Genomic DNA, 22,303 nt, shown 5'->3' with positions numbered 1-22,303 from the left:
CATGGATTGAATGCACTCTTTGGAGGCTAGAATGCATCCATAGGGAAAGGCATATTCCACAAGAAACAGAGATAACCAAAAGATTTGTTTTTATATTTTTATTGATAGGTTGTTGTATTTGCTAGGGCTATTCATTCTTTATTCTCAATATTTAAGATGATTATGCGATCAGGGTTGTTCGTCAATACAATTGTAAAAGACACTGGATATTTTCATAAAAATTAAGATATTTTTGTGCCTTTTTCTTGTTTTTTTTGTGTTTACACAAGATTTGCACGGCTTTTCAACAGTTTGTTTTTTTGCTTCGCTAATGGCGTTGGCTAAACACTTCAATTATTTTAACTGTTTCAACACCGCCTTAAAATAACAGTGCTTTATAATATGAAAAAATGAGCTGTATAACGTTTGATTCTTGAGGGATGTTGGAAAATGGGGATGTTAGGAGAGATGTTGTATATATTTTTAGTTTATCTCTTAAGGTAGGAAGATGAACATATTTGAGAAGAATATGAAGTGCTATAGATAAAACTCCCCTCCGTCTTTCCGAGATCTATGTTTTATGCGGTTTGACGGTTAAAGAGCAATAGCTGAATGGAATCACGCTTGCTTCATGTTTTTATCCTCACGCTTTAGATTTTTTCTCATGGGGATGCCAGTTTTTTAATGGGGTTTTACGCGCCTTACGTAAAACAGAATGTTCCAAACAGAATATACTTGTGTTGCACATTTACGTCCTTGTTTAAAAAACATCATATTGTCTTATCTCACAATAATGTTGGTGAATGGGGATGTTGCTGAATAGGATAATGGGGAAATCTCTTGTGAAGTGGAGAAGCCCTTCTTTAAAATCTCATAAGGGGAAAGCTAGCACTATCATACTATTCTAGTGCCTAATGTGATGACAGGCTTTGGCTCTTGAGCGTGTTCATAAGAGGCATTTTGATTCTTTAATCTTTGAAGTGTTTTATTTCATATGTCTCTCATGTTGTAACGTGTAAAAGACACGGCGTTGATTGTTGCAATATGAAATAAATTTAAAATGAGAGAATCCCTATGATATTCGGGTCTCTCATTTTAATATGAAGAACGGGTGATTATAATTATAAATCAATATGTTGTCGTGATGTATCAACCTGTTGGTGGGCTACAGAATAAAGAAAGTCATTAAATATAAGTCATTCTGTTATGTCGTAAAACACTGTCATTTGCGGTTTGGTGATATGAGAGCCAGCCGCCTTGGATATATTGAAGTGTTTTTTAAGGGCGTGGTGGATCTTTAGGGCAGAGCTTGTTTTGTCGTGGCTTGAGTTGAGCTGAAAATTCTGAATAGAAGCCAAGAGTGAATGGAAAACCAAGAAGGACGTGTATACAAGCTGTTTGTAGATCTGACTTAGGTTAAATCTTTGTTTTTTGAGGATGGAACGCAAGTCAATTTGATAAAAAAATGATCTATTTTGTGGGGATATCTTATGGAGGAATATAACAAAGCTCTTAAGAGAGCGATTGAAGATAATATAGTCATAAAAAAAGTCCTCTGTTGTAATCAGAGGACTAGAAGCAGGAGAATTTTAACATCGACTAGTAGGACATATTAAAAAAATGAATTTAAAAGACCGTATTCAATCCACAAATTCATACTTACAAAACTATTACATCATGATTAGCAGAGAATTCAAAAGATATCAATATAAAAAATACTTTTTACAAAAAAGAAAATTGTGTCATTTTGCATTCAAAATTAATGAATATTTATTTTGAGACTCGACATTAATTAAACAATTAAATTGTATTTAAAGCTGTTATGATGCATGCAAGCATCTTGAACAAGACTTATTCTTCAATAAAAAACGAATAAACGTAAAAGCATCTCATGATTACAGGACTGGTGTGGGGGAAGGATTTTTGTTTTTAAGGGTGCGGAGTGTATTTTGAGTATGTGTGGGGGTGAAGTATTGTCCTTTGGGGTGTTGTGGGGGTGAGGTGATGGAAGAGGTGGGGGGGAAGCTGCTGGATGATTAAGCGGTGTGGGGGGCTTTAGAAGGCGCAGCAACATGGGGGGCAGATTTGAATGGCGAGGAGGGGGATTATTCAGAATGTTTATGGTTTGCGTATCCCCAATGAAATGCTAACAAGTCTAAACAATCTCGTAAATGATCGGCAAGGGAATTTTGTTTGCGTTTTGAAGAACTTAATTCTTTGATTGCTTGTCCATGGCCGATAACGCGTTCAAGCAGTGAATAGCCAAGAATACCCAGTTGTACTTTGATTGTTCTTAAATGATTGGAGGCTTCTATTTGACGTTCAATGGGGTGTGTGTACCCTTGGCTACAGGAAACCTTTTCACGGGTATAGTCAAGGCTCATGTGGAGATCGGCTTGGCTTTGACGCCAGTAAAAATAAAAACGTTCTGCCGCTTTATATTGGGCTTTGCTGAGATGTCCTTTCGCATATAAAAGTGCAATGGGATGGCTTTGTGCATTGGCAATGGCATTGATGGTACGTGGATTGCTGGAGTTTTCTGGATGATTGGGTTGAAAATAAGGATTGCTCGTTTCAACAGGGATTTCTTGCGCCTTTAAATGACCAATGTGCCTTCCTTTATCTTGATGGTCAAGCGGGCAGGTTTGCGTATTTTTTCTCTCTTGATGGGTCATATCATCTCCTTAAAAATTATCGTTTGCTTCTCGTTTTTAAAAAATGTTGCTTGCTCTAGGCAAAACAGGGGGATGAGAGGAAGACATGTGTTGGAGTGTGCGTGGGGGTTGTGCGCTCTTGGGGGTGACTTGGACTGTTGGGCTTGTGTGGGGGAGCCCCATGGACTTGGCTCTTGAAAAGAGGGGTGTTTTGTCTTTGAAAAGACTGGTATTTTTCTGCATTGTGGTTGTTGTCTTTGTGTCTGTTTATATGGAAATGAAGGCGTTGGGGATGACGTGGGGAGTATTTTTACGGGCTGTGGTATTTTATGGCACTCTCGGCATTTTTCTTATGTTGGGTTATGAAGTAATGCAGCGGCGTGGTGTAAAAAAGGGTTTGTTCTTCAAGATGGTGGTGTTGAGCTTCATTTTGGCTGCTGTCACTGATTTTATTTATAAGAAAGCCGAGCATCTTGGTTTGGCTGAGGTGTGGTTCTCAAACAGGTGGGTGTTTCACATGCTTTTTGGCGTTGTCTTTGGTCTTGTCCTTGGGCTTATTTATCGTGGGGCGAAGCGTCTTGGGTTTAGGCTTTCATTCTTTGAAAAGGATTGATCTTTTGCTGCATTTTTGGCATGGTCCCTGATCTTTGCTTATGAGGATGCGGGGTAAGGGGATATCGCGTGGGGTGTCTTTTTTGAAGTTAGTGGTTTTTTCCTGTGTTGTTGGAGCTGTTGTTGGATTGGCGTATAATGGCGCTAAGCATATGGGGGTTCGCTGGTTTGTGATCTCGAATAATGGAGTGTTTGCAGGCACTATTGGACTTGTTCCTTTTTTTGCTCTGGAGGGGATACGGTGTATGCGTGTACTGTTGGGGGGCTTAAAAAGAATGAGCATTTCTCTTCCCCACGGGCGTGGTCTTTGATGTTCTTTCTGAGAGGGGTATTTGATGTCGAACGATGTGATGTTTTGGCTGTTTTTTGGGTTTTTCTGCATTTTTGCTCTTGCCTTGATTTTTATTTATGAGGGAGCAAAGCGTCGCTCTGTTACAGGGTGGATGTTTTGGAGGTGGGTGGTGCTTTATGGCATTGTTGCCACCTATTTGGGTTTTGTTTATGTGGGCGTGGGCAGGCGCGCTGTTGACGGGGAGCTGCTCTTGAAGGGGGCGGTGTTTTCTTGCATTTTTGCAACTGTCCTTGGTTTGGTGCATCTGGGCGTCAAGAGCATGCCTGTGGCGGGGCAAGTGTTCGTAAAGGCGGTTATGTTTTGTTGCATGATGGGCTTTATCCTGTGGTTTGCTGCTGTGGGTGTCAGGGATATGGATAGCATAAGGGCGGTATTCTTAAAGGGATTGCTCTTGACTGTATTGTTGAAAGTGCTCTTGGGGTTCTTTATACGCGAGCAAAGTGATACGGTGTTACAGAGGTTGTTGCGTTCTTTGAATTTTGTGCTGTTTTGCTGCATTTTGGCACTAATCCTTTTTTTTACTCGTGTGGGAGCAGAGAATCTAGGGTTGAGCTGGCTTTGGTTCTCGAATGAGAGGGTGTTTCTCTTTATTTTTGGATTTCTTTTTCCTTTGATTTATCAGGGTGTAAGGCGTGCGCGTGTTCTAGGGGCTTGGTTCTTGAGGTAGGTGGTGTTTTTTTCTCCATGGGTGTGACCTTTGATGTGCTTGCTGGTATGTGATGTCGAACGATTTGTTTTTTTTGTTGTTGGTGTTTTCCTACCTTTTTATTGTTGTCGTTATTGGTACTTATAGGCTTTCTAAGCGCTTCGATATTCCTTGGTGGCGGGTGGCGTTTTATTGTATTTTTGGTATTTCCCTCTTTTTGAAGGAAGTACTGTTTTACTGCATTTTAGGAGTCGTCTTTTTTTGGCTCTTTTAGGGAATGGAGAGTATGGATATACCGTGGGGACTCCTGTCCTTGATAGGGATCGTGTTTGCTGTAGTGTTGGAGTGGTTCTTGATTTTGCATATGAGGGGGCGGCAAGATGGGGTGCTGACGCGTTGTTTGTGGCTATTGAAGGGGCTGGTGTTTTGCGCCGTTGTTGGAGCGATCTTTTTTTGTTTGCTTTTGGGAGCAGAGAATCTAGGGTTGGGCTGGCTTTGGTTCTCGAAGGATTGGGTGTTTTTTATCATTTGTGGATTTATCCTTCCTGTTGTTTATGTGGGAGCAAGGCGTGCGCGTGTGAAGGCGGAGGCGTTTTTAAAGAGAGTGGGGTTTATGGAGCATTACAGATAACGTCGAGGGAATGATTGTTCAAAAGAACAGCGATAGCGGTAGGTTTGAGGATCAAACCAGAGCCCTATTTTGCCTTCAAAATCACCAGAACGTTGTTTGGCAATATTCATAATGACGCCAGGGCGTTTGGCTAAATCTGCTTTTTCTTGTGCGAGAGAGGCGGCAAAGATTTTGTCTTCTAAGGATCGATTGCGCCAAATGGTGATGATATTAAAGGCATTGGCACCAATCTCTGAGGCGCCTTTAATGTCTTCTGTGCTGGGGATATCTTTATCCAGACCGCCTTTGCGGGCATGGGCTACAAGGTGAATATGCACACTGTTTAAAACAGCCCAATCAACCATTTTATAAACCGCTTGTTCTTGTTTTGCATAATCATCAGAGGCAATGCCAAGCCGCATGAGACTGTCGATGATAAATTGATCGCAGCCATAGCGCGCACGACAATAGTCAAAGACATCAAGCAAGGTGTCAACGCTTGATTTGCCAACATGTTCATAAAGAATAAGCCCATCGTCTAAAAAATGAAGAATCCGTTCAATCGTCTCTTTTGTAGGCTTTTCTAAGCCGCCTGTTTGTTTGGTTAAACGCCGTAAAGATTGTTCTCCTTTCATTTCTAGAGACGCTAAGCAAAGGCGACTTTTTTGCGCAATCCAATGGGGAATACAGTCTGATAACAATTGGCTTTTACCTGCACCACTGGCACCACTCCAAAGCGTTAATTCTGCTGGGCGGAAATGCAATTTGTCTTTCAGTTTAGGATAGGGAACCGTATAACCAAGATGTTTTTCAGGCTCTGGCCAAAAAAGCCCTATTACTTGATCTTTATAGTCTGAGGCGCGCCGTAAACCTTCTGGTGCAAAGCTTTGTGCTGAGGAAAAGGCGGCTTTTATGGTGGCTCTATCAATTCCTGCGGTTAAACAGTCATTGGCATCTTTGTGGGGTAAACGTACACGGTAGCAACGGTGACGCCCAAGCCTGCTGGCAATTTCACGGGCTGCTTCTTCTCCGGGCTGGTCCATATCGGTGGCTAAAAAAATCGTTTCAAAAGATTCTAAATGATCAAATTCATTTTCAATCCAGTTGTGTTTGCCTCCACTTCCTCCTCCAAAGGGAACAGAAACCGCCGGATATCCATAGGCAGCTAAGGATAGCGCATCAATTTCTCCTTCAGTGATAACAATTGTACGGTTTGTTGAAGAAAGTGTGGGAAATGGCGCGCACTCCATTAAGGGCACATGCTGGGATGCGTGTGTAGAGGCGGGGTTGGTTGAGGGTGTATTTTGGGATGCCTGTGTAGAGGCGGGGTTGGTTGAGGGTGTATTTTGGGATGCGTGTGTGGAGGCGGGGTTGGTTGAGGGGGTGTTTTGGGGAGAGCAAAGGGCTTGCCAACCAAACAAAATCGGTTCACATTGGGAAGCGGTTGGTTTGGTTTTTGCTCCCGCTTGCGCGAGCCGTTCTTTGACTAGAGCAAGCGTGCCATTGGGTTTATAAAAGGGGAAAATGATTTTGTCACCATTTTCTCCTATGCGGTAACGCTTTATAACCTCTAGAGGAATGTGGCGTTCTTTGTGGAGATAGTTTTTTACCAGATTCTGCGGGGGCTGCCCTTTAGGAACCGGTGGACGGCGATAGGAACGATGAGGGACCATAAAGGGTTTGGGGCGTGTCAGATTGAGAGTCGCGCGTGCTTCTTCTAATGCTTGAGAGAGGCTAATGCCTTTGACTTCACACCAAAGGTCTAAAAGATCTCCTCCAGTGCCTTCTGCAAAGTCATACCAGAGTCCTGCTTTACTCCCACTCAAGCAAATTGATAAACTTTGACCCGCTTCACCACGTGTGTTGCCTACAATCCAATTGTTGCCTCGTTTGTGCCCTTTGGGAAGAAGCATTTCTGCTATTCTATCTGCTTGTGAGATAAGTTTTTGTTTGATTTCAAAAATTGTGCTCATGGTCATTCGTGATATTATTGCTGTTTTTCTCAAGATGTGGAGGGCTCTATTCTTGCTGTTCTAGCCGTTCGATCTGATAGTAAAATTCCGTAAGTGCTATTTGGGGGGCTTGTTTTGGGGCTATGTAGGGCTTATGGAGCATTGGGGGGGCTTTATGGGGCTTTGCCAGTTTACTTTGAGAGCTTCTTTGTCGCTCTTTGCTTGCCAATGGGCTTGGCTTTCACTCAAACCTTTTGAAACTGCTGCCTTGATGTCTGCTTGCTAATGCTCAGGAAGACGGTACCCTTTTTGGCAAGGGCGGTAATTGGAAGAAGGGTGTTGCTCGAGAAAGAGGAGGTGGATGCTGAAAGGCTGGAGAGCGTTGTTTGAAGGGTATGATCTTTGCTGAAAGTTTCTGAAACTGCTGCGTTGATAACTATTTGCTAAGGGCATGGAAGACGGTACCCTTTGGCAACTGAGGCAGTGGGTTTTTTGTTGGAAGAAGGCGGGATGGATACACAGAGGCTGGAGAGCGTTTGTGTTCCTTTGCGTGCAAGAGATGAGGCGTGTAGGGCGAGCACTTTTGTGATGAGAGGAGTAGGGGTGATGTTGACTTGTTTTGCTGTATGAATAGCTTATTTCATTGCTGTTTTTGTTGTTATTTTTATGGTTTTGAAACATTTTTTGTCCCCGCGCGTGCTTGAAAAATACGTTGTTCGTGTGATGTCAAAAATTGTCGCTATAGTTGATCAAACTGCGGTAAAGCATGTCGTTGTTCTCAGAAATGAAAGATGAGGAGCTTCCCTGTTTTTGCTGTTCTAGCCGTTCGATCTCACGGCGAAACCAGTTGCGCCATGTGGCTTGCCAGTCTACTTTGAGAGCTTCTTTTCCGCTCTTGGCTTGCCAATAGTCGCGAAACTTCTTTGCTTGCCAATGGGCTTGGCTTTCACTCAAACCTTCTGAAACTGCCGCTTTGATGTCTGCTTGCCAATGTTCAGGAAGACGGTGCCCTTTGGCAACTGAGGCAGTGGTTTTTTCGTTGGAAGAAGGCGGGATGGATACAGGAAGATTGCTGGGTGGGAGATTGGTGGCGGATTTTGTTTTTTCCCCCATGACAATTTGCGCAATAGGGGCCGGGGCAAAATCGGCTTGGGGAGCGTTTAAAGAGGGGGCGTTTTTTTGCTCCGCTTCTTCTTGTGGAGGGGAAGGGAGAGCAGAATCAAGAGCCGATGAGGGTGATGGGTGATCACTTTGTTCAAAGTTCTCTTCGCAGGAAAAACAAGGTTCTGTCTCATCAAACAAAATTTTCTTTTCAAAAACACCGTAAGGTGTTTTCTTTTCTTCTGTCTTTTGAGCTTCTAAGCTTTGTGCAGCATCTTTTGTACTCTCGTTAAGCAGTTGTTGAATCTCAGCATTGATTTTTTTACGCTTTTTTGCTGAAGAACGACCCGCAAAGGATTTTTGTTCAAGCAATTTTTCACGTTCTTGAAAAACATTTTCGCAACGCTTGTTCCATAATCCATTGGCTAAATTTAAAATCTTACCCTCTTGGATGAGCATTTCTAAAACATTAACAAAAGTTCGCTTGTCACAACCACAAAGACGCGCTAAACGTTCTTCCGATATTTCTAGAGGACGACCGCGTGCATACATTTCATTGAGAAGAATCGTATAGATTCCAATCTCGTGTGCGCGCATTCCACGAACACCTCCTAGAAAGTCATTTTGATACCAACAAACATACGGAAGCCTGGACGATTCATAATGAGGAGTTTCTTGTTGATTAGCGTGTTTCATACTGCAGTCTACTTTCTTTTTTTTATACATTCTTATTGACGATAAAAGCGCAAATAGGGATTCAGCTTGTGTTTTGTTTGGCTCTGTTTGATGATGACGAGAGGCTTTTTTACGACGTTTATAAATGATTGGGTATGCTTGAAGCGCATGCAAACTTACGATTTAAGATTGCGGTGATGGAAAAAATAAAGAGTACCACACATTTTCAATATATCTGCTTTGGAGCAGCAACTTTTGGAGGTGGCCTTTTATATCCTTTGGGGTGATTAAAGTGTTTTTATGATCCAAAAATAAAAAATTTTCCCCCCTAAAAAGTAAAATTTGTTTCCTTAATTTTATCCTTTTTAGAGGATAATGCAAGCCCGTTTTATAAAAAGGACGTGTTTTTTGTAAAAGACGCGCTATATGGTGGAATTATGAATATCGATGGTTGGCGTCAAAGATTAAGGATCGCTTTGGAAAAAAGTGGGCGGTCAAAAAGATCTATCTCCCTCTCTGCCGGTAAAGGTGCGGGGTACCTTCATTCTATTCTTTCTGAAGGAAAAGAACCAACAATCGAATCTCTTTCGCGAATTTGTCACGAAATTAATATCAGTATGAATTATATTCTTTACGGTAAAGGGGCTAGCCCTGAGGATAAAGAATTTATAGAGCTTATTTCAAAACTCTCTCCGCAAGAGAGACAGGCGATTTTGACTCTTTTGCGGCGACCCGTTGACGAAGCTCCAAAATAAGTTCCTTCTGTGCTTTTGAATCAAGGCGACTCCAGTATTTTATTAATATTATATCACTCATTTTATCTCTCCAGTGTGTTTATAATTGCAATCGAGTAAGAACAAATAGAGAACAACAAAGGGACATGAGAGGAACAAAGAATAATAGATTTTTATTTACATATGTCATTTGAACCCCGCAGAGATTTAAAATATATCTTTTATGAAGGATAAAATGGTTGACATCTCTCCTATAGAGGATATAAGACTAACGCTATATTTAGTCTTGTCAAGACAAGGCTATGCTTTATCAACTATCTAAAGGGGGAAATCATGAAAAATATTCCATTCGTTAAAGAGGATGAAATCATTATCGTTTTATGCGAAGAGGAAAATCCTAATACTTATGAAGGACCAATCGACGAAATCGAAGAAGTGCTCGAACTGATTGAAGAATGTGAAACTGTTTATAGAGTTTTACGACTCGATCTGACAACTTCTCATGCTGAAGATGTTACGGAACAAATCGCTGATTTTTATGTCGAAAATCATGAAATGAATGAAGAAAATACGCCATTGCAGCCATTCGTTTTGAATAGTGAAGCTTATCATGTTTGTTTAAATGAAAGAGCCGCTTGCGATTATGAAGATAATCTCTATGGCTCTTATGAAAAACAGCATCGTTTACGCCCATGTGATGTCTTGACAGATTATTGGTGGTAAACATGCCAAGTTATCTCAAGACTTCTTATCAAGGGGTTCCACTTTATTATGCTGGAAATACGCGAAATTTAATCAGACTCGAACCACAAAAACACAACGCTATTCTTTTCATATCGCAAGAGGTGGCTCAGTTTATGGCAAAAAAATTGGAGGAAGAATATTGCCGCCATGATTTTTCCGTCGTGCAATAGCTAGATTGAAAAAGGGAGCCGCAATGATGGGCAAAATGCTTTTTTATTGCGGTGACCATGTTTTATTGCGGTGACCATGATGCGCGTTATGTTTTCCTTCTTGGGGGAGCTTGGGGGGGGGAGCTTGGGGGGATTGAGGAAATTGGGGAGAGAGGTAACTATCAGTGGCTTGGAGTGATACGTAAAGCATGTTGGAAAATGGAAGGAGATGTTTGAAGGGGGAATTAAGACCGTTAAAGTTTGTTTAGACGTATTGGGACACGTGTGTTCTGAGAGCTTTTGTGTTGAGTATTAAGGGGGGGCATTATTTTACTCATGAAAGGGGCAAGTGCTTTTTTATTGCGGTGACCATAATGCGCGTTATGTTTTCCTTCTTGGGGGGAAACTTGGGGGAAATTTTTTAGCCGATATGAGAAGCCGATATGAGACAGGGGGGGGCATGAAGAAAAGAGCCTATGGATGAGAAATTGCGGGGGATGAGAAATTGCGGGCGCTTCGCGAGGAGAAAAGCTGTCGGCTGAGTTTTTCATTGGGGGGATTGAGAAACTGGCGGGGGGATGTTGAGGGGGCAGTTTTTGTGTTTTCAGTGGCACAATACTTGAGGGATGCATTGAAGGATGCTGTCGCCTTTAGTTCGTGTGATGGGCACAGGCTTAAATAATGTGAATGTTTTAAAGAGGATATATTGCAAAAAAACACTTTAAAGATGAAGGGGAGAAATACTATGCCAATCATTATCGATTGTATTCAGGGAACGGAAGAATGGCAGAAAGTGCGTAATGGTTTGATTACGGCTTCCTTGTTTGAGATGGTTATGGCACAAAAAAAACAGGGGCAAAAAACTTCACGATATCATAGTGTGATGATGAAATTGGCGGGAGAAAGAATTACAGGAAAAACCGTTGAGGAAGGAACAACGGTTTCTCAGCGACGCGGAACAGAGTTAGAACCAATCGCACGACAACTCTATGCAAAACTTACGCATACAGAACCTGAATGTATTGGCTTTGTTTTGGCAGATGATCGCGGACAAGGATTTTCTCCCGATGCTTTTGTGGGAGAAAATGGCTTATTAGAAATTAAAACAAAAAAACCTGAAATTTTGATCCCTCATTTCATGCAAAAGACTTTTCCAGCAGAACATAAAGCACAATGTCAAGGAGGGTTATGGATTTCTCAACGCGAATGGGTGGATTTAATGCTCTATTGGCCTGATATGCCCCCTTTGATTAAACGTGCTTATCGTGATGAAGCGTATATTTGCAAGCTTGAAAATGAAATTAGCCGTTTTAATGAGGCTTTGGAGAAGATGGTACAGCAAATTAAGAGTGTTGAGACAGGTTTTAGTGTAAGGACAGAAATTGCTTTGAAGGAAAGGAAAAACAGAGAGCGGGGAGCGAATGCAAAGCGTCTGCTGGTGGGCAAAACAAGAATGAGGCGGGCAAGAAAGGGATCTGTACAGCGTTGAACAGGTGCCAACCTATAAAAAGGAAAGAGTAAAGGGGGAAAAACAAGTGGAATGTTTGAGGAAAGTGCAAGTAGGGGGCACAGGAGGCGCAGGGGATTTGGAGTGAATATGAAAGCATGTTGGAAAATGGAAGAAGATGTTTGAAGGGGGAATTAAGACCGTTAAAGTTTGTTTAGACGTATTGGGACACGTGTGTTCTGGGAGCTTTTTTTATTGTGGTGACAATGATGCGCGTTATGTTTTCCTTCTTGGGGGGGGGGGGGGGCTTGGGGGGAAATTTTTTAGCTGATATGAGACAGGGGGGAAGAAAAGAGCCTATGAATGAGAAATTACGGGGGATGAGAAATTGCGGGCGCTTTTCGAGGGGAAAAGCTGTCGGCTGGGTTTCATTGGGGGGGGGATTTGAGGAAAGTGCAAGTAGGGGGCACAGGAGGCGCAGGGGATTTGGAGTGAATGTGAAAACTTGTTGGGAAATGGAAGGAGATGTTTGAAGGCGAAGTGGGAGCGTTAAAGTTTGTTTAGACGTATTGGGACACGTGTGTTCTGGGAGCTTTTATATTGAGTGTTAGGGGGGGGCATTATTTTACTCATGAAGGGCAAATGCTTTTTTATTGCGGTGACCATGATGCGCGTTATGCTTTTGTTTTTTGGGGGCTATCTGTTTTAGTCGGTATAGGGAAAGAGAGGTATGAAGAGCCTATGCATGAGGAACTGTGGGAGGCGTGTTGGGGAAGTGAGACAGGAGACGTATTGGTCCGTGGGTTTTAGCTGCTTTGATGTTGAGTGTTAGGGAGGCACTCATAAATAAGGCAAGAGCCTTTCTCACTGGGGAGAGAATGCTGCGCATGATACTTTCGTTGATGGAGGTGATTGATGCTTGTAGAAAAGAGGAGAGGGGTAGGAGAAGAATAAACAAAAGAAGAATAAAATGGTGCTGCGAGAGAGGATTGAACTCTCGACCTCTCCCTTACCAAGGGAGTGCTCTACCACTGAGCTACCGCAGCCCCTTTTCAATCTTTGCGCTGTCTTGTGCCATATTGTCAGAAAATAGGCAAGAGAACATTTGTATATTCTTGCAAGAAAACGTATCTTATGTCATGACATATGTTTCTTATATGCTTAAATATTTAAGGTTATGAGTTGCTTGGATAGAAGCTCAACACTGTTTAAAAGGTTGCGCAATGACACAAATGCATCAAAAACAAAAACAAAATGAAATGAATCATCAAGATGAAAAAGCAAAACGGCGTCAAGAAAGATTGGCGCAACAATTGCGTCAAAACCTGAAACGTCGAAAAGAGCAAAGCCGACAAAGAGCGCAAACAGAGCTCTAAAATGCAAAAAAAAATGTTTTTTAGTGAAGCTTTGCAACTAAACTTCTCAATAATTTGTTCTCATATTTAGAATGCGTTCTAAAACGATTAATAAAGCATAACTTCCCGAAGGGGGAAAAACCTTTGGAAGGGCAGGCACAAAGGAAAAGAGGGAAAACACTATGGATTCTATTCAAATTGTTGGGGGAGAAAAACTTAAAGGAACAATTCCTATCTCAGGGGCAAAAAACGCTGCATTGCCTCTTATGATTGCGGCGCTTTTGACAGAAGAAACGCTTACTTTAGAAAATATTCCTCATCTGGCCGATGTCGAATTGCTTATTCGTATTCTCAATAATCATGGTGTTGGATATGCCGTTGATGGACAAGAGTTTAACGATGAGTGTGTGAATTCAAGAACAATTCATTTTACTGCGCAAAAAATAGCGACAACACGTGCGCCGTACGAACTGGTGAAAAAAATGCGCGCAAGCTTTTGGGTTATCGGACCTCTCCTTGCACGATGCTTAGAGGCTTATGTGTCGCTTCCTGGAGGATGTGCTATTGGAACAAGACCTGTCGATTTTATCCTTGAGGGACTCAAAACTTTAGGCGCACAGATTACGATTGAAAATGGATATGTTCATGCAAAAGCACCAAGGGGGTTAAAAGGTGCTCACTATTGTTTCCCTAAGGTCACTGTTGGTGGAACCCATGTAATGCTTATGGCGGCGACACTGGCAAAGGGAACAACCTTTCTTGAGAATGCGGCTTGTGAACCAGAAGTGGCAAACCTTATTCGAACTCTGAATGCTATGGGGGCTCAAATAACTGGTGAAGGAACAACAACGCTTACAATTGAAGGGGTTAAAAAACTTAAAGGGACAAAAATACGCGTTATTGCTGATCGAATCGAAGCGGGGACATATGCAATGGCTGTTGCTATGACAGGAGGCGATGTCTTTCTTAAAAATGCAAATCCTAATCATCTTACAAAAGTGCTTAAGGTGCTCCAAAAAACAGGACTCGAGATTCAAATAGAACCTCAAGGAATTCACGTTAAGCGAAATCCAAAGAACACAAAAATTATGCCCGTTGATATTAAAACAGGACCTTATCCTGCTTTTCCAACCGATCTCCAAGCGCAATTCATGGCGCTCATGACACGGGCTGAAGGAATCGCGCATATTACAGAGACGATTTTCGAAAATCGTTTTATGCATGTTCAAGAACTCAATCGTTTAGGGGCCTCGATAAAGCTTGATGGGCAGACAGCAACCGTCTATGGAACAGAGAATTTGCAAGGGGCTCCTGTCATGGCGACGGATTTGCGCGCTTCTGTTTCTCTTGTAATTGCAGCATTGGCAGCAAAGGGAGAAACAATCGTCAATCGTGTCTATCATCTTGATCGCGGATTTGAGAGATTGGAGGAAAAATTAGTCCGTTGTGGCGCAAAAATTCAACGCATCACAGTTTAATTTCCTTTGAGGGTATTCTTTAATCTCTCTCTTCGGGGGGCTTAATCTCAGACAACAAGGTTTGTTAATCCTCTCAATAAACGCGGGGCTTATCTCATGGTTTTTACGAGCGGGCATAAGTGTTTGAGAGGCGGGTGGGGTTCATAAAATAAACACTGTTTTAAATTTTATTGCCAATTTCCTGAAATTACCTTATAAATAACACTGTAATTTTGGTCGTCTACGCAACGGCCAAGAGGGATTCAAAACCCCTAAAGTTCAGTACATAAGATTAGCTTACTTTTGTGGGTTTCCCGGGATTCCGGGAGTTTTTGCCATGTCCAGGTGCTTATCAGCACTAAAAGCAAAAAAGCTGACTGAACTCAGTGTTTTTGACTCCCGGAATACCAATGCGAGGGCGCTCGCAACCGGCAGGGGAGCTTGAAGTGAAAGCTAAAAATCCACACTTTAACGACATTTCGATAGGTAGAAAAATTTGCTTTAAAAGAACAATGCTCGGAATGTCGCAAAAGCAATTAGGCAGCCAGTTAGGTGGACTTTTCAACAAATCCAAAAATATGAAAAAGGCTCTAATCGTATAGGAGCGGGGCGTTTACAAGAAATTGCTGATATTCTCAATGTTCCCATTTCCTTTTTTTACGCTGATCTCTCAACAAAAGAAAACGTCTTGTATCCTTATGATGAAAGGATCTCGAGCAAAGAAGAGCACATCCTTTTGAAAAGTTTTAGAGAGCTCAAACCTAAAAAGCAGAAAGCAATTTTGTGTTTGATTTCCTCCCGCTCTACGCTCTAAAGGATGCATATTCCTGACTTAAGGGCTGTTTTGTAAACAGTTTGGCTTTCTGTCGACGGGGGGGTTTGACCTACTCCTAACCAACTCATGTGGTTCACTTTAAAAAGGCTCTACGGGGCAAGCCATGCCCATTTATTACACACTCTAAAAACACTTAATGTGTAAAGTTTTACATGCCTTATATCACTGCTCTAAACAACAATGTTTTACGGCAAAATATGATAAACCGCGCTTTTTTCAGTGAACCCTAATGCGTATTGTTATTGGGTTTTTTCTGTTAAGAAGCGTATACAGTTTAGTAAAAGAGTTAAGTAAGAAATTTAAATAGCGCGTGAAGCATCAAAGAAACTTTGGAAAAATTCTTGAAAAAATTAGTTTAGGGGAGCTTTTTATAAAAGCCCGTCTTAGAGAGGCAGATAAGTCTTTTATCTGAAGAGGCTTGCTTTACGTTTCAAAACTTGATAAAAATTCAAAAAATACAAAGATTGCGAAAAAATAGGAAGAGAAGACTTTTCTGATATGTCGGGGGGAAAATGGTCAATAAATTAGACAAAAAACAGATTATATTTTTAGCATTACCACTCATCTTTTCAATCATTGTAGCTTTTTTGGTCAATATAACCATCAATAACATTACAGAAAATGGCACGACGCCTGATGCTTATTGGTTTGTAAGATCAAAGCCACTGGATATTTTAATCCTTATTGCACTTTCATGTTCTTCATTCATCTTATTACAAAAAAGGCATACCAGAAAAAATATCACTATTTCGTCCATGATCATCTTTGGTTTGTTTGCAACTTATTATAGTGCAAATGAATATATCAGACTTAGTCCCTATATAGGTCAAGATAATATGACATGGGCGGATGTTCTTCCTTTCTTTGATAGGATGGTTTTATGGGGTGTTGTTATTGGCGTTATTATCCTTGGTTACACTATGAATCTTTCTTTGGCAAAAGTATCGCCTTTGAAAAATTCAAAAAATACAATCTTTGGTGGTGTTCAATGGATGAGTATGAAACGCCTTGAAAAGATTTTTCCAAGTGATGGCGAAGTCGTCATAGGAGAGCGCTATAGAGTTGACGAAGATATTGTTAAAGATGTCAAATTTGATCCTAAAGACAAAACAACATGGGGAAAAGGTGGTCGCCAGCCATTGTTGACATATAAACTGGATTTTGATTCAATCCATATGTTATTTTTTGCTGGTTCTGGTGGTTATAAAACAACCAGTAATGTTATTCCAACTTGTCTCAAATATTCCGGTCCACTGGTCGTTTTTGATCCTTCAACTGAAATCGCTCCAATGGTAAAAAAAACAAGGGAGCTGTCAAAAAGAGAAGTATACGTTCTTGACCCTCATGGTTCTTCAACAAAAACTTTTAACCCTTTAGATTGGCTATTAGATGAAAATCTCTCCCTTTATGAAAGAGAAGCGGGTTTGGTTGAAGTTGCTAGACTCCTTCTTTCTGAAAACGACAAATTAACTTCAACAGATCAATTTTCTACATCACACGCACATAATTTGTTAACAGGGCTTCTTGCGCATATTGTCTTTTCTGATGAATACACAGTAAAGGAAAAAAACTTAAAAACCCTTCACACGATCATGTCAATGCCAGAACCCTCTGTGATTGGAAAATTGCAATCTATACGATCAAATTCTTCATCGCAATTTATTCGTGAAACCCTTGGCGTTTTTACAAACATGGTTGAACAAACTTTCTCAGGTGTCTATGCTACTGCTGCAAAAGATATACAATGGCTTTCACTCTCTAACTATGCAGATCTTATTAGTGGTCATGATTTTAAAACTACCGATATAACAAAGGGAAATATTGATATTTTTCTAAATATCCCCTCAAAAATTTTAAAATCTTATCCAGCTGTTGGGCGTATCCTTGTTGGCTCTTTTCTCAAAGCTATGGAAGCCGCTAATGGTAATTATGCAAAAAGAGCGCTCTTTATTTTAGATAATGCTGATCTTTTAGGATATATGAACATTTTAGAAGAAGCACGTGATCATGGACACAAATATGGTATATCTCTCATGCTTTTTTACAAGTCTGTAGATCAAATAGAACGCTATTTCGGTTCGTCAGGCGTTATGACATGGTTTGAAAATTGTGCTTTTGTAAGCTATGCTGCAATAAAAGATATTAAAACTGCTGAAAATATATCTAAGGCATGTGGTCAAATGACCATTGAAGTGAAAGATTCAAGCAAACCTCTAGGAGGATTCCATACAAGAGGGTCAGAAAATATAAGCACCCAGCATAGACCTTTAATATATCCACATGAAATAACACAAGAAATGCGAAAAGACGAACAGATTATTCTTATACAAGGGCAACCACCTATCCGTTGTGGACGCTCTATCTATTTTAGACGTAAGGATTTAAGGGCTCTTGTTAATGAAAATAGCTTTTCTTCTCAATAAAGCACCTGTTTTTTAGTTCAAATGAATAAAATATTGTTGTATTTTTCGATGATATAATTAGAGATAAATTATTTTTATAGTACATTTTTATAGTACAGTGGCTTGAAAATGGGGGAGTCATGAGCAATCTTTCTACTAAGAAGACAAATACCAAAAAAATCAAGACATAAAAAGAGTATCTTATCAATTATAATGCGTGGGGTGTTCAAGATAATACGTAGAATATTGGCTGCGATATTTAAAAAGTTGCTTTACGCAATCTTCCTTATTTTATTATTCATTCGTAAACCAGTTTTTGCCTTCTTAAACTTCTTTGCTGGTGGAATAGCTTTATTCCTATTTTTTCTTTTTTTTTTGGATACACGGCAGGAGCAGCACCCTATGAACACCAAACAGCAATGGTTATTGGTGGTATCATCATGATATTTCTTTGCTTGTTTGCTCATGATGTCTATGAAAGGCTTTTACTACCAGCTAATACGTCTAGCATCTCTTGATTATGATCTTATAATTTTTAAGTAAATAGCGCTCACTTCGTTCACACATAATTTAATCAAAAATGAGAGGTGGGGTTCATAAAACAAATACTATTTTTAAATTTTATTGCCAATTTCCTGAAATTACTTTATACTTTAAAGGGTAACTTTGGTCGTCTACGCAACGATCAGTAGGGTCTGAAAGCCCTAAAGTTCAGTACATAAGATTAGCCTACTTTTGTGGGTATCCCGGAATTCCGGGAGTTTTTGCTATGTCCAGGTGCGATGAGCACTAAAAGCAAAAAAAGCTGACTGAACTCAGTACTTTCAGACTCCCGGAATACCAATGCGAGGGCGCTCGCAACCGGCAGGGGAGCTGGAAGTGAAAGCTAAAAATCCACACTTTAACGACATTTCGATAGGCAGAAAAATTCGCTTTAAAAGAACAATGATCGGAATGTCGCAAAAGCAATTAGGCAGCCAGTTAGGTGTGACTTTTCAACAAATCCAAAAATATGAAAAAGGCTCTAATCGTATAGGGGCAGGGCGTTTACAAGAAATTGCTGATATACTGGAGGTTCCTAGTTCCTTTTTTTACGCTGATCTCTCAACAAAAGAAAACGCCTTGGATCCTTGTGATGAAAGGATCTCGAGCAAAGAAGAGCACATCCTTTTGAAAAGTTTTAGAGAGCTCAAACCTAAAAAGCAGAAAGCAATTTTGTGTTTGATTGTCTCATGAGATAAAAACACTATTTTAAATTTTATTGCTAATTTCCTGAAATTGCTTTATTGGTAAGAGAATGTTTTGGTCGTCTACGCAGCGATCGACAGGGAATGAAAGACCCGAAACTTGAGACACGTATTTATCCAGCTTTATGGATATCCCGGATTTCCGGGAGCTTTTGTTATGTCCAGGTGCTCTTTAGCACTAAAAGCAAAAGGCTGAGTCAAGTTTCAGCTCTTTCAACTCCCGGAATACCAATGCGAGGGCGCTCGCAACCGGCAGGGGAGCTTGAAGTGAAAGCTAAAAATCCACACTTTAACGATATTTCGATAGGCAGAAAAATTCGCTTTAAAAGAACAATGATCGGAATGTCGCAAAAGCAATTAGGCAGCCAGTTAGGTGTAACTTTTCAACAAATCCAAAAATATGAAAAAGGCTCTAATCGTATAGGGGCAGGGCGTTTACAAGAAATTGCTGATATACTGGAGGTTCCTAGTTCCTTTTTTTACGCTGATCTCTCAACAAAAGAAAACGCCTTGGATCCTTGTGATGAAAGGATCTCGAGCAAAGAAGAGCACATCCTTTTGAAAAGTTTTAGAGAGCTCAAACCTAAAAAGCAGAAAGCAATTTTGTGTTTGATTGTCTCATGAGATAAAAACACTATTTTAAATTTTATTGCTAATTTCCTGAAATTGCTTTATTGGTAAGAGAATGTTTTGGTCGTCTACGCAGCGATCGACAGGGAATGAAAGACCCGAAACTTGAGACACGTATTTATCCAGCTTTATGGATATCCCGGATTTCCGGGAGCTTTTGTTATGTCCAGGTGCTCTTTAGCACTAAAAGCAAAAGGCTGAGTCAAGTTTCAGCTCTTTCAACTCCCGGAATACCAATGCGAGGGCGCTCGCAACCGGCAGGGGAGCTTGAAGTGAAAGCTAAAAATCCACACTTTAACGATATTTCGATAGGCAGAAAAATTCGCTTTAAAAGAACAATGATCGGAATGTCGCAAAAGCAATTAGGCAGCCAGTTAGGTGTAACTTTTCAACAAATCCAAAAATATGAAAAAGGCTCTAATCGTATAGGAGCGGGGCGTTTACAAGAAATTGCTGATATACTGGAGGTTCCTAGTTCCTTTTTCTATACGGATCTCTCAACAAAAGAAAACGCCTCAACCTGTGATGAAAGGATCTCGAGTAAAGAAGAGCAAATCCTTTTGAAAAGTTTTAGAGAGCTCAAACCTAAAAAGCAGAAAGCAATTTTAAGATTAAATTTTCGTTAGAATTAAAAAAAAATTAAAGATGCTCTTGCTAAATAGTAAATTATTATATAAACCCTTTTTTAGAGAAGGGGGTTAGCATTTCTCTCCCCCCCCCGCAGAAATGTCCCAATGAAACCACCTTCTCGTCATTTTAAAAATCATGAAAAATTTTATCCTTTATCCTTTTTTAAAGGGTGACTTATTTGTGTTAGAAAAGTTGCTGTGTTAGGCAAATTGAGGGGTGCGGTGTTTTTAGGGATTTGGGAAGGGCTTGAAAAATCGTCTTGCCAAAAGAGTTCTCAAAAGGAAATATTGGAAAGCGATCATCCAAAGGGCGCACAGTGGAGAGCAATCATCAAAGGGGGTGGATTAAAAGAAGCTACCAAAAATCTGGAACTTCAGGCTTTAAATGAGGACCAATCCGTACCGCCGAGACCTTTTCTGCTAAACCTGTGCGATCTGAAATCTCAACTGCTAAACCACAAAGGGTGGCGGGACCACACGCCGGTTCAAAACGATCTTGCTTCGTCTTATAAAGAAAACGGTGTAAGGGTTCTTCTTTATCCATTCCAAGAGATGAATTATAATCTCCACACATGCCTGCATCCGTTAAATAGGCGCTCCCACCTTCTAAGATCTGCGCATCAGCCGTGGGAATATGCGTATGTGTGCCAACGATAACACTCACACGACCATCAAGAAAATGGCCAAAACATTGCTTCTCGCTTGTCGTTTCTGCGTGAAAGTCAAAAATAACCGTATCGGCTTGCTCCATCAATGAACAGGCAAGCAGAATATTTTCCGCTGTTTCAAATGGATCTTCTACTTTGCACGGCATAAAAACGTTGCCTAATAGATTGGCGACAAGAACACGGGCGCCATTTTTTGCCGTAAAAATACCAACACCTCTTCCGGGAGTTTCTTTCGAAAAATTGGCAGGGCGTAAAAAACGATCACTCTCATGGGCATATTGCAATGCTTCTTTGTGAGAAAAAGCATGATTGCCCGTGGTGACAACATCAACACCGGCTATCAAAAGATCTTGATATGTTTCTTGTGTGAGACCAAAACCACCAGAGGCATTCTCACCATTTACCACAACAAAATCAAGCTGCCATTTCTCAATCAGTTGAGGAAGGTATTCAAAAACAGCTTTACAGCCTGTGTTACCAACAATGTCACCTAAAAATAAAAAGCGCATAGGCGCTTTAATCACATTTTAACATTTTAAGAAACCTTTTTCTGTAAAAATTCCCTGTACCTGTAGATCATGTTCTGCTGCGGGAATAGAGGAAACCTCCTGACATGAAAATCCTATGCCCCATAATGTCATTTGATGTCCTTGTTTTTCAAGAGCTTCAATCGCACGGTCATAATATCCACCTCCATAGCCAAGACGGTGACATTGACGATCAAACGCAGAAAGCGGAACAATAATATTATTGGGGACAACAACGCTACTGTCTGCACCTGGACCAAAGGTGCCAAAGCGCATGGGCTCTAAAATCGTGCTGGACGAAAATGCACGGAAAATCATGGTGGTGGAATCAAGCACTGCTGGTAAGGCTAAATGCCCACCGCGTAACGCTACAGCATCCAGTAAAGGACGCGGATCAATTTCCGATTTAATGGGCCAATAGCCTGCTAAAATGAGGCGTGAAAAATCTGTTCCCTTTTTTTCAAGGTATTCAATAAAGTGGCAACAAGCACGCTGCGAAAAGAGTGCGCGCTCTTCTATTAAAAGAGCATCACGACGCGATAAACCGCTTTTGCGCTGCTGTGTACGAAGGGATGAAGCAGATTCACAGGGGGGATTATGTGTCATTGTCTCGCCAATTGTTTTATAAGATGCTGGCATTTTATCTATTGTTGACGTTTTGTAAATCTCTGTGTGGACAAGAGCTGTGCTCATGAAAAAATGTGCGTGCTTGTGTTAGGGCATCTTGGTGCGATAAACTGCTTTTGCGCTGCTTGCGTGCGAAGGGATGAAGCAGATTCACAGGGGGATTATGTGTCATTGTCTCGCCAGTTGTTTTATAAGATGCTGGCATTTTATCCATTGTTGGCGTTTTGTAAATCTCTGTCTGGACAAGAGCTGTGCTCATGAAAAAATGTGC

21 protein-coding genes, 1 tRNA gene and 2 pseudogenes are annotated in these 22,303 nt (G+C 40.9%); 17 read left to right on the top strand and 7 right to left on the bottom strand.

Annotated elements, in window-relative coordinates; translation table 11 throughout:
- Positions 1-2,084: 2,084 nt before the first annotated feature.
- Positions 2,085-2,654, bottom strand: a complete 570-nt coding sequence (locus tag U736_RS0106590; protein WP_026500509.1) for a hypothetical protein — start codon at positions 2,652-2,654, stop codon at positions 2,085-2,087.
- A gap of 85 nt (positions 2,655-2,739) precedes the next feature.
- Between U736_RS0106590 and U736_RS0106585 the strand changes: the two genes are divergently transcribed.
- The 4 genes from U736_RS0106585 to U736_RS12240 all read left to right on the top strand — a co-directional run bounded on the left by U736_RS0106585 (position 2,740) and on the right by U736_RS12240 (position 4,888).
- Positions 2,740-3,246, top strand: a complete 507-nt coding sequence (locus U736_RS0106585; RefSeq protein ID WP_244596092.1) for a hypothetical protein — start codon at positions 2,740-2,742, stop codon at positions 3,244-3,246.
- An 82-nt stretch (positions 3,247-3,328) separates the two neighbouring features.
- Positions 3,329-3,556: a hypothetical protein gene (locus U736_RS0106580; RefSeq protein ID WP_147269644.1), complete on the top strand. Its 228-nt coding sequence runs from the start codon at positions 3,329-3,331 to the stop codon at positions 3,554-3,556.
- A gap of 24 nt (positions 3,557-3,580) precedes the next feature.
- Positions 3,581-4,264 carry a hypothetical protein gene (locus tag U736_RS12400; RefSeq protein WP_015856876.1) on the top strand — a complete coding sequence of 228 codons (684 nt, stop codon included), beginning with the start codon at positions 3,581-3,583 and terminating at the stop codon, positions 4,262-4,264.
- Between the two features lie 240 nt (positions 4,265-4,504).
- A complete protein-coding gene (locus U736_RS12240; protein ID WP_155914989.1) occupies positions 4,505-4,888 on the top strand; it encodes a hypothetical protein in 384 nt (127 codons plus the stop codon).
- On the opposite strand, the gene U736_RS0106565 is transcribed toward U736_RS12240, so the two are convergent.
- The 3 genes and pseudogenes from U736_RS0106565 to U736_RS0106550 all read right to left on the bottom strand — a co-directional run bounded on the left by U736_RS0106565 (position 4,865) and on the right by U736_RS0106550 (position 8,602).
- Positions 4,865-6,826: a bifunctional DNA primase/helicase gene (locus tag U736_RS0106565; RefSeq protein WP_026500505.1), complete on the bottom strand. Its 1,962-nt coding sequence runs from the start codon at positions 6,824-6,826 to the stop codon at positions 4,865-4,867. The two genes, U736_RS12240 and U736_RS0106565, sit on opposite strands and share 24 nt — an antisense overlap.
- Before the next feature lie 159 nt (positions 6,827-6,985).
- A pseudogene (locus U736_RS13180) lies at positions 6,986-7,114 on the bottom strand (YdaU family protein); the annotation flags it as partial.
- Positions 7,115-7,531: 417 nt separating this feature from the next.
- A complete protein-coding gene (locus tag U736_RS0106550) occupies positions 7,532-8,602 on the bottom strand; it encodes a YdaU family protein (protein WP_015856873.1) in 1,071 nt (356 codons plus the stop codon).
- Between the two features lie 416 nt (positions 8,603-9,018).
- Here U736_RS0106550 and U736_RS0106540 point away from each other — a divergent pair, with 416 nt between their 5' ends.
- The 6 genes from U736_RS0106540 (at position 9,019) to U736_RS11060 (ending at position 12,465) form a co-directional block, all read left to right on the top strand.
- The gene (locus U736_RS0106540; RefSeq protein WP_015857134.1) at positions 9,019-9,336 is read left to right on the top strand and encodes a helix-turn-helix domain-containing protein; all 318 of its coding nucleotides are present in this window, start codon (positions 9,019-9,021) and stop codon (positions 9,334-9,336) included.
- A gap of 312 nt (positions 9,337-9,648) precedes the next feature.
- A complete protein-coding gene (locus U736_RS0106535; protein ID WP_015856872.1) occupies positions 9,649-10,038 on the top strand; it encodes a hypothetical protein in 390 nt (129 codons plus the stop codon).
- Positions 10,039-10,040: 2 nt separating this feature from the next.
- Positions 10,041-10,229: a hypothetical protein gene (locus tag U736_RS0106530; protein ID WP_015856871.1), complete on the top strand. Its 189-nt coding sequence runs from the start codon at positions 10,041-10,043 to the stop codon at positions 10,227-10,229.
- Between the two features lie 57 nt (positions 10,230-10,286).
- Positions 10,287-10,445 (top strand): hypothetical protein, encoded by a 159-nt coding sequence (locus U736_RS12235; protein ID WP_155914987.1) that lies wholly within the window; start codon positions 10,287-10,289, stop codon positions 10,443-10,445.
- 508 nt (positions 10,446-10,953) lie between these two features.
- Entirely contained in the window at positions 10,954-11,697 is a 744-nt protein-coding gene (locus tag U736_RS0106515; protein WP_015856870.1) for a lambda exonuclease family protein, read from the top strand.
- Positions 11,698-12,255: 558 nt separating this feature from the next.
- Positions 12,256-12,465 (top strand): hypothetical protein, encoded by a 210-nt coding sequence (locus tag U736_RS11060; protein ID WP_034451856.1) that lies wholly within the window; start codon positions 12,256-12,258, stop codon positions 12,463-12,465.
- A 161-nt stretch (positions 12,466-12,626) separates the two neighbouring features.
- Here U736_RS11060 and U736_RS0106490 read toward each other — a convergent pair.
- Positions 12,627-12,701, bottom strand: a tRNA-Thr gene (locus U736_RS0106490).
- Between the two features lie 177 nt (positions 12,702-12,878).
- On the opposite strand from U736_RS0106490, the gene U736_RS12560 reads away from it, so the two are divergent.
- The 7 genes and pseudogenes from U736_RS12560 to U736_RS11040 all read left to right on the top strand — a co-directional run bounded on the left by U736_RS12560 (position 12,879) and on the right by U736_RS11040 (position 20,207).
- Positions 12,879-13,031, top strand: a complete 153-nt coding sequence (locus U736_RS12560) for a hypothetical protein (RefSeq protein WP_015856869.1) — start codon at positions 12,879-12,881, stop codon at positions 13,029-13,031.
- 161 nt (positions 13,032-13,192) lie between these two features.
- Positions 13,193-14,488, top strand: coding sequence for a UDP-N-acetylglucosamine 1-carboxyvinyltransferase (gene murA, locus U736_RS0106480; RefSeq protein WP_015856868.1), 1,296 nt, complete (start codon positions 13,193-13,195; stop codon positions 14,486-14,488).
- 389 nt (positions 14,489-14,877) lie between these two features.
- Positions 14,878-15,281, top strand: a pseudogene (locus tag U736_RS11055) (helix-turn-helix domain-containing protein).
- A gap of 533 nt (positions 15,282-15,814) precedes the next feature.
- A complete protein-coding gene (gene traG, locus U736_RS0106465) occupies positions 15,815-17,725 on the top strand; it encodes a Ti-type conjugative transfer system protein TraG (RefSeq protein WP_026500503.1) in 1,911 nt (636 codons plus the stop codon).
- 822 nt (positions 17,726-18,547) lie between these two features.
- Positions 18,548-18,940: a helix-turn-helix domain-containing protein gene (locus U736_RS11045; RefSeq protein WP_015856866.1), complete on the top strand. Its 393-nt coding sequence runs from the start codon at positions 18,548-18,550 to the stop codon at positions 18,938-18,940.
- Positions 18,941-19,035: 95 nt separating this feature from the next.
- Positions 19,036-19,575 (top strand): helix-turn-helix domain-containing protein, encoded by a 540-nt coding sequence (locus tag U736_RS0106450; RefSeq protein WP_245256882.1) that lies wholly within the window; start codon positions 19,036-19,038, stop codon positions 19,573-19,575.
- A 95-nt stretch (positions 19,576-19,670) separates the two neighbouring features.
- Entirely contained in the window at positions 19,671-20,207 is a 537-nt protein-coding gene (locus tag U736_RS11040; protein WP_245256881.1) for a helix-turn-helix domain-containing protein, read from the top strand.
- A 358-nt stretch (positions 20,208-20,565) separates the two neighbouring features.
- Here U736_RS11040 and U736_RS0106440 read toward each other — a convergent pair whose 3' ends face one another.
- Positions 20,566-21,387: a TIGR00282 family metallophosphoesterase gene (locus tag U736_RS0106440; RefSeq protein ID WP_026500501.1), complete on the bottom strand. Its 822-nt coding sequence runs from the start codon at positions 21,385-21,387 to the stop codon at positions 20,566-20,568.
- An 18-nt stretch (positions 21,388-21,405) separates the two neighbouring features.
- Positions 21,406-22,011, bottom strand: coding sequence for a 5-formyltetrahydrofolate cyclo-ligase (locus U736_RS0106435; RefSeq protein ID WP_026500500.1), 606 nt, complete (start codon positions 22,009-22,011; stop codon positions 21,406-21,408).
- Positions 22,012-22,303 lie beyond the last annotated feature (292 nt).

This window comes from Bartonella grahamii ATCC 700132 (genome assembly GCF_000518085.1).
Classification (GTDB): Bacteria; Pseudomonadota; Alphaproteobacteria; order Rhizobiales; family Rhizobiaceae; genus Bartonella; species Bartonella grahamii.
This window is presented reverse-complemented; position numbering and strand designations above follow the sequence as displayed.

Excerpts from the sequence above, each read along its gene's own strand:
- U736_RS0106540 (WP_015857134.1), top strand. The coding sequence starts at position 9,019 with ATGAATATCGATGGTTGGCGTCAAAGATTAAGGATCGCTTTGGAAAAA.
- traG (WP_026500503.1), top strand. The coding sequence starts at position 15,815 with ATGGTCAATAAATTAGACAAAAAACAGATTATATTTTTAGCATTACCA.
- U736_RS0106440 (WP_026500501.1), bottom strand. The coding sequence starts at position 21,387 with ATGCGCTTTTTATTTTTAGGTGACATTGTTGGTAACACAGGCTGTAAA.
- U736_RS0106530 (WP_015856871.1), top strand. The coding sequence starts at position 10,041 with ATGCCAAGTTATCTCAAGACTTCTTATCAAGGGGTTCCACTTTATTAT.
- U736_RS0106590 (WP_026500509.1), bottom strand. The coding sequence starts at position 2,654 with ATGACCCATCAAGAGAGAAAAAATACGCAAACCTGCCCGCTTGACCAT.
- U736_RS12560 (WP_015856869.1), top strand. The coding sequence starts at position 12,879 with ATGACACAAATGCATCAAAAACAAAAACAAAATGAAATGAATCATCAA.
- U736_RS0106515 (WP_015856870.1), top strand. The coding sequence starts at position 10,954 with ATGCCAATCATTATCGATTGTATTCAGGGAACGGAAGAATGGCAGAAA.
- U736_RS12235 (WP_155914987.1), top strand. The coding sequence starts at position 10,287 with ATGTTTTATTGCGGTGACCATGATGCGCGTTATGTTTTCCTTCTTGGG.
- U736_RS0106585 (WP_244596092.1), top strand. The coding sequence starts at position 2,740 with ATGTGTTGGAGTGTGCGTGGGGGTTGTGCGCTCTTGGGGGTGACTTGG.
- U736_RS0106550 (WP_015856873.1), bottom strand. The coding sequence starts at position 8,602 with ATGAAACACGCTAATCAACAAGAAACTCCTCATTATGAATCGTCCAGG.
- U736_RS11045 (WP_015856866.1), top strand. The coding sequence starts at position 18,548 with ATGCGAGGGCGCTCGCAACCGGCAGGGGAGCTGGAAGTGAAAGCTAAA.
- U736_RS0106450 (WP_245256882.1), top strand. The coding sequence starts at position 19,036 with ATGAAAGACCCGAAACTTGAGACACGTATTTATCCAGCTTTATGGATA.
- U736_RS0106535 (WP_015856872.1), top strand. The coding sequence starts at position 9,649 with ATGAAAAATATTCCATTCGTTAAAGAGGATGAAATCATTATCGTTTTA.
- U736_RS0106435 (WP_026500500.1), bottom strand. The coding sequence starts at position 22,011 with ATGACACATAATCCCCCCTGTGAATCTGCTTCATCCCTTCGTACACAG.
- murA (WP_015856868.1), top strand. The coding sequence starts at position 13,193 with ATGGATTCTATTCAAATTGTTGGGGGAGAAAAACTTAAAGGAACAATT.
- U736_RS0106565 (WP_026500505.1), bottom strand. The coding sequence starts at position 6,826 with ATGAGCACAATTTTTGAAATCAAACAAAAACTTATCTCACAAGCAGAT.
- U736_RS11040 (WP_245256881.1), top strand. The coding sequence starts at position 19,671 with ATGAAAGACCCGAAACTTGAGACACGTATTTATCCAGCTTTATGGATA.
- U736_RS12400 (WP_015856876.1), top strand. The coding sequence starts at position 3,581 with ATGTCGAACGATGTGATGTTTTGGCTGTTTTTTGGGTTTTTCTGCATT.